The 10677-nt window shown below is 38.1% G+C and carries 15 protein-coding genes; 10 read left to right on the top strand and 5 right to left on the bottom strand.

Annotated features, from left to right (window positions below; all coding sequences use genetic code 11):
* Positions 1-358: 358 nt before the first annotated feature.
* From AACU94_RS24330 to AACU94_RS24310, 5 genes are all read right to left on the bottom strand, one after another.
* Positions 359-601 carry a helix-turn-helix domain-containing protein gene (locus AACU94_RS24330; RefSeq protein ID WP_001479502.1) on the bottom strand — a complete coding sequence of 81 codons (243 nt, stop codon included), beginning with the start codon at positions 599-601 and terminating at the stop codon, positions 359-361.
* Positions 591-857 carry a hypothetical protein gene (locus AACU94_RS24325; protein WP_000868277.1) on the bottom strand — a complete coding sequence of 89 codons (267 nt, stop codon included), beginning with the start codon at positions 855-857 and terminating at the stop codon, positions 591-593. Before AACU94_RS24325 ends, AACU94_RS24330 begins: the two co-directional genes overlap by 11 nt.
* A 50-nt stretch (positions 858-907) precedes the next feature.
* Positions 908-1132 (bottom strand): hypothetical protein, encoded by a 225-nt coding sequence (locus AACU94_RS24320; protein WP_000749828.1) that lies wholly within the window; start codon positions 1130-1132, stop codon positions 908-910.
* 95 nt (positions 1133-1227) lie between these two features.
* A complete protein-coding gene (locus tag AACU94_RS24315) occupies positions 1228-1452 on the bottom strand; it encodes a hypothetical protein (protein WP_000866040.1) in 225 nt (74 codons plus the stop codon).
* Between the two features lie 40 nt (positions 1453-1492).
* Entirely contained in the window at positions 1493-1816 is a 324-nt protein-coding gene (locus tag AACU94_RS24310; RefSeq protein WP_000432877.1) for a hypothetical protein, read from the bottom strand.
* 1665 nt (positions 1817-3481) lie between these two features.
* Here AACU94_RS24310 and AACU94_RS24305 point away from each other — a divergent pair.
* The 10 genes from AACU94_RS24305 to AACU94_RS24260 form a co-directional block, all read left to right on the top strand.
* Positions 3482-4495, top strand: coding sequence for a replication initiation protein (locus AACU94_RS24305; protein ID WP_024176825.1), 1014 nt, complete (start codon positions 3482-3484; stop codon positions 4493-4495).
* Between the two features lie 122 nt (positions 4496-4617).
* Positions 4618-4887, top strand: coding sequence for a hypothetical protein (locus AACU94_RS24300; RefSeq protein WP_000190069.1), 270 nt, complete (start codon positions 4618-4620; stop codon positions 4885-4887).
* Between the two features lie 261 nt (positions 4888-5148).
* Positions 5149-5421 carry a hypothetical protein gene (locus AACU94_RS24295; RefSeq protein ID WP_135488415.1) on the top strand — a complete coding sequence of 91 codons (273 nt, stop codon included), beginning with the start codon at positions 5149-5151 and terminating at the stop codon, positions 5419-5421.
* Between the two features lie 444 nt (positions 5422-5865).
* Positions 5866-6843 carry a type IV secretion system protein gene (locus AACU94_RS24290; RefSeq protein WP_001021612.1) on the top strand — a complete coding sequence of 326 codons (978 nt, stop codon included), beginning with the start codon at positions 5866-5868 and terminating at the stop codon, positions 6841-6843.
* A gap of 1 nt (position 6844) precedes the next feature.
* Positions 6845-7069 (top strand): EexN family lipoprotein, encoded by a 225-nt coding sequence (locus tag AACU94_RS24285; protein ID WP_000758236.1) that lies wholly within the window; start codon positions 6845-6847, stop codon positions 7067-7069.
* On the top strand, positions 7069-7710 hold the full coding sequence (locus AACU94_RS24280; RefSeq protein WP_000910600.1) for a type IV secretion system protein: 642 nt from the start codon (positions 7069-7071) through the stop codon (positions 7708-7710). The genes AACU94_RS24285 and AACU94_RS24280 overlap by 1 nt, the downstream gene beginning before the upstream one ends.
* Positions 7711-7777: 67 nt before the next feature.
* Positions 7778-8389, top strand: coding sequence for a lytic transglycosylase domain-containing protein (locus tag AACU94_RS24275; protein ID WP_000244005.1), 612 nt, complete (start codon positions 7778-7780; stop codon positions 8387-8389).
* A complete protein-coding gene (locus tag AACU94_RS24270) occupies positions 8382-8675 on the top strand; it encodes a TrbC/VirB2 family protein (RefSeq protein ID WP_001031683.1) in 294 nt (97 codons plus the stop codon). The genes AACU94_RS24275 and AACU94_RS24270 overlap by 8 nt, the downstream gene beginning before the upstream one ends.
* A gap of 57 nt (positions 8676-8732) precedes the next feature.
* A complete protein-coding gene (locus AACU94_RS24265; RefSeq protein WP_001000142.1) occupies positions 8733-9053 on the top strand; it encodes a VirB3 family type IV secretion system protein in 321 nt (106 codons plus the stop codon).
* 2 nt (positions 9054-9055) lie between these two features.
* A partial coding sequence (locus tag AACU94_RS24260) for a VirB4 family type IV secretion system protein (protein ID WP_135488414.1) occupies positions 9056-10677 on the top strand: 1622 nt, incomplete at its 3' end.

The raw sequence follows: 10677 nt of genomic DNA, 5'->3' as shown, positions 1-10677 counted from the left end.
TATTTGCAAGTAATTTTTACTCCTGATTTAAAACAAAAAATAGATTAAATACATATAGTTAAGTTATGTTTACATGATGCCCGGCAGGGCATAGAAGGGGCGAAAGAAAATACCAGGGAGCAGCAGAGCCACATCGCCCCGAAGCGCGGCGCAGCCGCTGCCGAACGCACCAGGGCGCACAGGCCATCCCTTCGCCCTGCAAAGCCCAACAGACCAGCAGGCCATGATTATGCTGATTTGCGCCGCAGAATGCCGCAGTTAGCGCGAGCGTAAGCGAGTTTACGCCGTCCTGGTGCGTCGCAGCAGGGCGGGGCGCTGTACTGCGCGTGCGAGCATCGCGAGCTACGGGCGCAACAACTCATTCACTACATTTAGGCTTGTCCCTTTTGCACAGGACGTATTCTGGATGTTCCCCAGCTAAAAGCTGAAGATATTTAAACTCCACAGGTGTAAGTGCTGTACCACTTACAGTTCCGACAGGTTCTTCCTTGCGACGCCAGGTTCGCGGAGTCATGCTGAATATTTCGGCACATTCTTTCTGCGTCAGACCAATTTTTTGCCGCAGACGTTTGATGTTTTCTGGTGTGTTTTCAGTTAACATTTTTTCCTCGTTCATTGTTCATTTCCTGAATCATCATAGAAACAATTTCTTTATCATTCTCTCTTAATCCATCTCTGGAAAAGTCTATTGTGTCGAATGCCTTCTCATTAAAAACAAGATCAGCAACAGTTTTCACCGTTGCTTTCGTTTTTCCTAAAGTCGCAGATTTAGAAAAGGTCTTCACCCGTTTCACAAGATGAAACATATTACCTTCTTTATTCAAATAATATTGCCTGTCACCTTTTCGTACCTTCATATTAATATGGTTCCTATTTTAACAGTAAAGGGGCTTATAGCCCCTTTACTTTAACTTTTTCCAACAATCAAATCGACATCTTCCTGGTAAAGCTCTCCAAAACACGGGACTACTCCCGTTTTATAATCGCGGATATTATTGCTATCCGTGAAAATAACAACATAATCCTTGCCTGTTTTTTCATGTTTCAGGCAGATAGTGCAAAGCGTCACACGCGCAACAGAAAACGCATGACCAGTCGTAGAAACGATAACAGGGAAAGTTGATTTTTTCATATTTAACTCCTGCCGCTGGGCGGCTTTGGTGATCGGAGACTACCTCCTTTCGATATGCTGATAATAGGTCATTTCTGACCTATTATCAAGTGTTTTTAAACGAGTTTTATTGAAAATTTATTTTCAACAAATGCCTCTAACATCTTTAATATTTCACTATCGCTTATACCAACTTTACTTCTAAAAGAATCATCCATAAGGTCAATACTTGCGGATATTTCACTTGTATATTCAACGCTCCCGGCAAATCCTGCAATTCCAGCTAATTCAAGAAGCATATGATGATTACGAATATTGATATTACCAATAAGAACTTTCATTTATCCTCCTGATATGGGGGGAATCCCCCCATATTAAAAATTACAATCTGGTTGCAAGTCCGGTTTGTTCGTTAAACAAACATTCCAACTGATCACAATAAACATTATCAAATGTCGATACTTCTTTAACCATTGCTCCTCGAACACGAGAAAAGGTCACCTGGTATGTATCGGAAAAGGTTAATTTAATTTTTACTAAATTAATTCCATTCATTGCAAATTTTGAAGGAAGACGAAAACTAAGACCACATTCACCATCTTCATCAAAATAGGCAAAGTTCTTTGCGCCAGTCATAGCAATGAAGCGATTTCCGCCAAGCTGATTAAGAATTTCAGTAGCAACAAATTTAGCGTAGTTTTCCATTTTTAAACTCCTGCCGCTGAGCGGCTTTGGTGATCAGGGACTATCCCCTCTCGATATGTTTATAATAGGTCAATTCTGACCTATTTGCAAGTAATTTTTACTCCTGATTTAAAACAAAAAATAGATTAAATACATATAGTTAAGTTATGTTTACATGATGCCCGGCAGGGCATAGAAGGGGCGAAAGAAAATACCAGGGAGCAGCAGAGCCACATCGCCCCGAAGCGCGGCGCAGCCGCTGCCGAACGCACCAGGGCGCACAGGCCATCCCTTCGCCCTGCAAAGCCCAACAGACCAGCAGGCCATGATTATGCTGATTTGCGCCGCAGAATGCCGCAGTTAGCGCGAGCGTAAGCGAGTTTACGCCGTCCTGGTGCGTCGCAGCAGGGCGGGGCGCTGTACTGCGCGTGCGAGCATCGCGAGCTACGGGCGCAATGCTACTCCGCTAAAACGTTCTGAATCGCGTTCTGAGCAATTTTTAATGCTTCCCTGTGGGTTTGGCTTACCAGGGCTAAAATAAAGCGACAGGACGTGTTTTATGGCTTTTCTAGGGTGGTTAGGGGAAGGATCGTTATTGGATCTATTAATTTTGTAGACTCATATTCCGTTATAATGAATGACCATATCCGACGATTCGTTGGTATGTATATCCTATTGATATAAAAGTATATTTTCTTAAAACGCAAGAAGATCCTCGGTTAGTGAAATGAGGATCTTGATTAAACCCCACCAATATAAAATCAATTAAATCAATAGATTAACTAATTACATCGTTCACATTAAACGTTCATTTTGATGAACAGAGAGCTGCTGCAAGCCTTTTGCCCCCTCCATTCACTGAAAGAATTCTGTTTTATTTGTCTAAGTGCTTCTGAGAGTGTTTTAGCGGTTATTACGGCTTCGTTTCCGAAAGAACAATACCGAAATTATCGACAGTATGCGAGAGATAACACCGCTCGCCGCAGCCCTAGCGACCGAACGCTAGTGAGCGAGTGGGCGAGGAAGCGGAATTTCTGCGATGTACCATTGGAGCAAGTACGCTTGTTTCCTTGTCGGAGCTTGGTAACGATGCTTATCCACAAAAAACGCGAAAATCGCTACATGTTTTTACTTCCTATATTTCTTACTTCTAAATACTTCTATATTTAGAGGCTGTTTTTTGTTTTGTTTTTCAGTGAGTTGAGAGTTGAAAGGTATACAGATTTCAGGAGTTAGGTATACAAATTTCAGGAGTTAGGTATACAGATTTCAGGAGTTAGGTATACAGATTTCAGGAGTTAGGTATACAGATTTCAGGGTGGATAACTTACTTATCCACAGACTTGTGGATAAGTAAGGTGTGAGTTTTGATGTTTTTTTAATGTATTGATTTTTAATGATTTTATTGTTTCTTTTGATTGAAAGAATTGTTTTGTTTTTATTGTTTTTCTATGCCCAGATTCAGAACCGTACTGATTTGAGGAACTTTAAAGGTATACATTTTTCAGGAGCTGTTGCTTGGCTTGCCTCTTTGCGGATTATAGGTAGCCTGATTTCAGGATGCTTTTATTTCTTCCTGCCTTTTTAACTAATTGATTTTTATGGTTGTTTTTATTTAAGGTATACTGTGTTGATTTTGTTTTCTACCTTTGCTACAGTGTGATTATTGGTTGCTATGGGAGGAATATGATGTTGCCAGTAGAGGTGAATACGCGAGAGGGGGAGTTAATATTTCAATCAAATGCTATTACTGATGGTGTTTATAAAATAACACTTGATGAATTTCGTTTGTTAAATTTAGCTATATCTAAGATCTCAAGGCACGATAAACCTGAGAAACGTATAAGGATTACAACAAAAGAGTTTGTTGAAGTCTTTAACATCAAGGATAAAAACGTTAAAAATAGGTTATCAGCAATTGCTGATGGGTTGCTAGGAAAAACTATTGACACATATTCTTTTGACCAGGACTCTGGGAAGAAAACAAAAAGAAGGCGCCTGTGGTTGTCAGAGGTAGAGTATGATATTGAAGGTGAAGAAAATGTATTTTTAGAAATCGTTTTTTCTACCGAAATATCGGATCTTTTATTTCAATTAAAAGATAATTTTACGTTATTTGCATTAAGAGCAATATCAGCATTTACCTCTCCTCATTCTTTTAGAATATATGCTTGGTTATGTAAATATAGAAACATGTATAATTATCGCAAGGGAGAGTTGATTACAACTGATACAATCAGTGTTTATGATTTTAAAGTGATGTTGGGATTAGAAAAATCCTATGAAGAGTATAAGTTTCTAAAACAAAAAGTAATTGAAAGATCAATTAATGAAATAAATGCATCAACTGATATTTCAGTTGTTTTGAATGAATATAAGGCATCCAGAAAAGTTATTGCCATATCGTTTAGTTTTGTTCGAGAGGATCATCCAACTTTACAATCTATAAAGCCAAAGAGGCGGCGCTTACCGGCTAGACCAAGAGTTAAGTCAGGTTCTAATGCTGAAGTTGAGTGGGCTAAGAAATGTATTGAAATAATATTAGAATATGAAAATGCGCTAAAATTATATGATAAGGAAGCTAGGTTGCCTCTTCCTGATTTAGAAAAATTAGTAGGGTATTATGAATTATGTGGGGAGGATAAGAAAATATCAGAAAGGAATTGTGAACTAAAAGAAAGGAAGTCCAAACGTAAATGATGTGTATTTTTTGTTTTTAAAGTAATAAGTAACGTCATATTTAGTCGTTCAGATTAGTCACTAGTACCGCCGTCTTGACCACGGCGGTACTAGCTAACCATATCACCTACACAGGAGGCCATATGGCTACTTTTGATTTTACACACCTCAATGGATTAACACAAATCAAAGCCTTGTTTCCAGAACTTACAGAGAAACAATTTAGGGTTACGTTAAGTTGGGTTTTTGGAAGTGAAATCATTGATATAGCGAGCGAGCATGAGTGCTCGATTGAAGCGGTAAAAAAAACATTGCAGAGAAGTAAGCTAGCTCTTGGTTCGGAGCGGCTTGAGGCTGTAAGAGTAATCTTCTTGTGCAGGATAATGGCTGATCTATGGACTAGGGTAAGATAACTACTTCCACCAACAAAATGATTAAAAAGGCGGCATTTGCCGTCTTTTTTTATCGTCTAATCGCTCAAAAAATGAGCATTTAAATGTGATTTATATCAAAAAAAAGCGAATCATTAATAATGATAAGTATGTCTTTGAACTCTTTCTTTATTAAAAAGCCATTGAAAAATAATGGAAAACTTTATTTTCTAAGATTGTGGCAAATTGATATGTCCTCGATTGGGTATTTTTCGAGGTTGTTTGTTGGTGAGAACATATTAAGTGTTGAAAGAACAAAAAAATGGAGATAAAGGAACGGGAAAAGTGAATAAGAGTCGAAATAATGATGTAAGTGATAATTTAAATGTAGGAAATTTTATTGTAAATGGTAATGTTTGGGAACCAACTACTGTCACGATAAAAATTAATGGTAGAAGTAATTACATTTTGACAAAACTTAGGTTGTTAAAACCAAACTTACCTAAAACTCAATTAGCCAGAGAACTTCTTGAAGAAGCTCTACTGAAAATTGATGAAAAAATAACCGAATTATAAATAATGCTCTTTAACAATTTGAAAGTGACGAATACCAGCTATGAAGAGGAGGATTGAGCTGGAGGAACGATGGGCATCGTGTCACGCCAAAAATTGGTAAAAAGCCTAATAGATATTTTATCTTTACATATAAAAGTCTTTGTTTATATGTAAATGTAAATTGGAGATGTTATATGCCTATGTATGTTGTAAGAAGAAAACGATTAATCGAAGGAACAAGAAAACAGAGAGAGTTGATTTTAAAGTCAAAGCAAAAAAGAAATAAAGTTGACAAGGCTGTTAATAGCAGAGTTATTTATCCTGGAAGAGAATGCCGCATTGAGGAATGCAACTTTTCTTTTAATGATTCTACTTTAAAACATAAATCATTAATGACTAGTGAATATTCAGCACATGTGCGGATGAGATGATCTCTTACGTTTGCATTTTTATGTGGAAATAAAAATGAATATAATATCTACGTTTTTAAGTACTGTTACAACACTAGTTGAATCAGGGGCAGCCAGTAACGCAGCAAAAATTGCAAATGCAATATCACCTGTATTTTTTGCAGCCATTGGTGTTTATATTATTTTTGTTGCTTATGAAATAATATATTCACAACGTGATGTGGTTATGTCGGAAGTTACTAAAAATATAATGAAATTGGCTCTGGTTGGTGTTTTCACATATAGCTCAACATATTATTCACAATATGTAATTCCTTTCGTAATGCATTCTGGAGATGAATTGTCTTCTGCTTTGACTGGACAGTCTGATATAGCCAATTCAATAGATAATCTTTGGCAAGCATTGTCAGATACAATGGAGCAATTTTGGAGTGATGCTACGGGACAGCTTGGTATGACTGATTTTGGTCTATGGATTAAAGCTGGTCTTATATGGATCACAGGGTATGCAGGAGGATTTTTGCTTGTTTTTTATACTACCGTTTTCCTTTGCGTATCAAAGTTTATGGTCGGAATGGTGTTATCGGTAGGTATTTTATTTATATGTTTTTCTGCATTCTCCCCAACGCGTGGTATGTTTACTGCATGGTGTGGTAGTTGTTTAAACTACATTTTGCTAAATGTATTTTATACCATATCTTTTGGCTTCGTATTGTCACTAATACAACAAACGGCTAACTTGGATGCAAAGACCATTACATTCATGTCTGTGGCTACTTTATTAGCGGTTGTGTTAATATCTGTTTACCTGATAGAGCAAATTGGGACGTTGTGCTCATCTCTAACAGGTGGAGTAGGTATTAATGGATTGACTGCCTCAGCTAACGGCGCAGCAAATAAATTAGCTGCTGTTTCAGGTGTAAGGGCTATGAGCAATGCAGGTAAAGGATTGGCTGCCTCTGTTGCCAAAAAAGCTGGAAATAGAGTAGTAAGCCTGGCCGGTCAATTAGGAAAGAATGTATTAGGAGGGTAATATGAAAAAAGTTGTTCCAATGGCATTTGTATCCGTTCTGTTTCTCTCTGGTTGTAACGATAAAGTGTATGATGTTGATTATTATTTTGCAAACCAATCTGAGGCAAAAAATGTTATAGAACAATGCTCTCAGGGAAAAATCACAAATGAAAACTGTGATAATGCAAAGGCTGCAATTCAAAAACAGAAAAGAGAAGATTGGATTAAGGCTCACGGAGGGAAATAATGTTAAAAGAACTGTTTTCAGTGATTTTAATAGGATGCATGTGCTCTAATGTCGCACATGCTTATATCCCTGTTGTCGATCCTACATCAATTGCAAAAACTGTTGAGGAAGGTTTAGCTAGGGCTAAAGAAGCTGCTGATAATTTACAACAACTGAAAACTCAATATGAACAATCTATTAAATATGCAGAGGATCAAAAAAAGAGATTAGAAGGATTCACTGATTTTAGTAGAGGCTTTGATACAGCTTCAAGCTATATGCGTGGCTCTCTTAAGGATATCGATAGCGATTCTCAGATTGGATTAGATTCTTTACGAAAGAAATATTCTTTAACCAGTTCTGATGCTAACACGCAAAGACGCTATGATGCTGTTCTTAAGCAAATAAATTTTTACGAGCAGTTCAATAAATCAATGTATAAGCGGGCGGAACGTGTTCAATCGTTACAGTCATTATTTGCAAATGCCACTACGCCGCAGCAAAAAGCTGATATTGCAAATCAACTGTCGATTGAAAAAATGACAATAGAGTTGCAACTGAAACAATATGAACTAGCATCTAATCAGATGTCCGTTGATGAAAATGCTAGGCAAGAACAAGCTCGTAATGAGTGGCTAAGTTCTCATAGTTACAAACGTTAGTCCCCTCCCAACACTCTAATTAAAAGATCACCTCAAATGAGGTGATCTGAAATTAAACAGGTGAGCTATGGTATTACCATCGGTAATGCTAGCTAGTCTTTTCGTTTCCTGCGCTCCTCTAGTTGCACCAAATACACTAAATGCGGTTATTCAAACTGAGTCTTCTGGAGATCCATTTCGAATAGCCAATATTAGTGATGGAGTGTCTCTTAGATTTAAAAAAATCGAAGATGCTATTAGTTATGCAAAGAAATTAGATAATGCCGGGAAAAGATATAGTGCTGGCTTGATGCAAATATATAACGGAAATTTTAATTTCTACGGGGTTTCTGCTGAAACAATATTTGATCCATGTACCAATATTAAAATTGGTGCGGATATTCTGACAAAAAACTATCTTGCTAAAAAAGGAGGAAATGAACAAGAGAACCTTTTGAAGTCTTTGTCCGAGTATTATTCGGGGAATAGCACAAGAGGTTTCAAGAAAGAAGCTCAATTTAATAATACGAGTTATGTCGAACGAGTTATGAAGAACGCTTATGTTGTTCCTGAGTTGCGAGTAGATAAACCTGAAAATGCGAAAGCAACAAAAGAACAGAGTGTTCAGGAAAAAGGTAATCAAAGTTTTGTTTCACACTCCCAGGACTGGGATGTTTTTGGAGATTATTCGAATGAATAAGTTTGCTAACGTAAATCGTTTTGTTTTTGCATTATTTTTCATGGTGTTTTCAGGGTTTGCGGCTGCGGCAGGTGGCCTTGATTCAGCTACTAATGCTCTTACGAACGTGAAAACCTGGCTTTTTACCTTTGTTGGTATTGGGGCTCTTGTTTATATGCTTTATTGCATCCTGATGGCCTTTATGGAACGTAAAAGCTGGGGGGATGTTGGGATGGCTCTTGGCTATTGTGCTCTTGCAGGCGGTGCAGTAGTCGGCGGTACGTGGGCGCTGGAATTGTTCCAGTAATAACGAACGCTAAAAAGCGCGGGCTGTTTGTCAGCCTGCGCAATTCAGGAGCTAATGATGAATGATACAGAGAAACCAAAGGTCGTCTTTCTTTCCTATAACGGCCTGAATCGGCCTGCGATGGTTATGGGTGTTCCATTGATGCTTTTTTTGTCTGTGGGATTTCTTGCCGTGTTTGGTGGTTTTGGATGCATGTTTATGTGGGGAATTTCTGGACTCATATTTCCTGCATTATGCTTCTTGTTTCTGTTCATTGTTCGCATCATTTGTGAAAATGACCCAAACGCTCTTAGTGTTATGAATCTCCAGTTGAAGGGGTATTTTCTTAAAGTGATGCACAGAGACTCAATTATTGGTTTTTCCTCTGTGGAGCGTTGATTATGCAGGTTGCACAATTAAAAGATAGCAAGAATAAAAATGTGGCATCCATGTATCCTGAGTACATGTACCATATTTCTGATAGTGTTGTTTATACACTTGACAGAAAAATGTTGGCTACAATTGCTATTCAGGGGATTCCCTTTGAATTTGCATCAGATTCTTTTCTTGAAAACTCTTTCAATGGTATCAAGGACTATCTTGTCGGGGTTGGCAAAGAAGGTGATGTGTATTTGTGGACACATTTTATAAAAGAGAAGATTTATCTTGATGAATCTTATGAGTTTTCCAGTAAATTCTTAAATTTATTTGCGGAGAAATATATTTCTTTGTTCAAGGGGGATGATTTCTTTAAGTCCACCTGGTACATCACGTTCGGTGTTTCTTATAATGATGTTGATAAGGGGCTTGAGCGCCTCGAAGATATTATTTCTCAGGCTATGGTTGTTCTTAAACCTTTTTCAGCCTGGTTGCTCAAGGTAGACAAAAACTATGTGAGTGAAACAGCGGATTATTTGTCATGCTTAATTAATAAAAAGCATACGATTATTCCTGTATCATCAACACCATTATATGAATCAATCGCAGATAGTGACTGGTATTTTGGTAATGATACGCTAGAACTGCGTAATAATGAGTCGGATGATAAAAAATTTGCCACAAATTATGTTTTAAAAGATTTCCCTATGTTTACCACTCCTGGTCAATGGGATTTCCTGTTAAAACTACCGTATGAATTTATCATTACGCAATCATTTTTGTTTGAGGCTCCAGCTAAAACCGTGCGAAAAATAGACTCCCAACTTAATAAAATGGGGTCAACTGGTGATGCTGCTAAATCTCAACAAGAAGAACTGATAGCAGGGAAAGATTTTGTTACCAGCGGTACTAATCTTTTTGGTTCATATCATTGCGTACTAACAGTATTTGGCGATACGGCAGAAGCTGCCCGTAAGAATGGTATCAAAGTATCCAGTGAGTTTATTACGACGGGTAAAGGATTCCGTTTTTCTCGTGCAACCAGTGCCGCACCTTATGTGTTTTTCAGTCATCTGCCAATGAATAAAACAAGACCACTGAGTACGCGAAGAACGGCAGCCAATCTTGCCTGTACGTTTTCACTGCATAATTATTCTTCGGGCAAGAAATCTGGAAATCCGATTGGTGACGGTTCAGCTTTAATGCCGTTAAAAACAGTTTCTGATGGTTTGTATTATTTTAATACGCACTACAGCGACCCTAATAAAAACGTCACCGGACAGAGAATTGCCGGACACGCAATGATTCTTGGAGCCACAGGTACTGGTAAAACGACTTTTGAAGGAGCCGCGGCTGGTTTTTTACAGCGTTTTGATCCTTACATGTTCGTTATTGACTATAACCGCTCTACAGAATTATTTGTTCGTGCGTATGGTGGTAGTTATTTTGCTCTACAGGAAGGTGTTTTTACTGGTCTTAATCCGTGGCAGCTTGCGGAAGATGAATCATCACCAATCTGGAAGCGTTTGTTAGCGTTTCTGAAATCGCTTGCAAAGGCATTTGTTCGGGACAACATGGGGAACCCCTGTTCTGACCAACAGGCAATAGAAATGGATGCGGCAGTAGAGAGTCTTATGACTATGCC

Origin of the sequence: Escherichia sp. E4702 (assembly GCF_963883545.1) — a bacterium.
Taxonomy (GTDB): Bacteria; Pseudomonadota; Gammaproteobacteria; order Enterobacterales; family Enterobacteriaceae; genus Escherichia.
The sequence above is the reverse complement of the archived record's forward strand: the minus strand, read 5'-3'. Positions and strand labels throughout refer to the sequence as shown.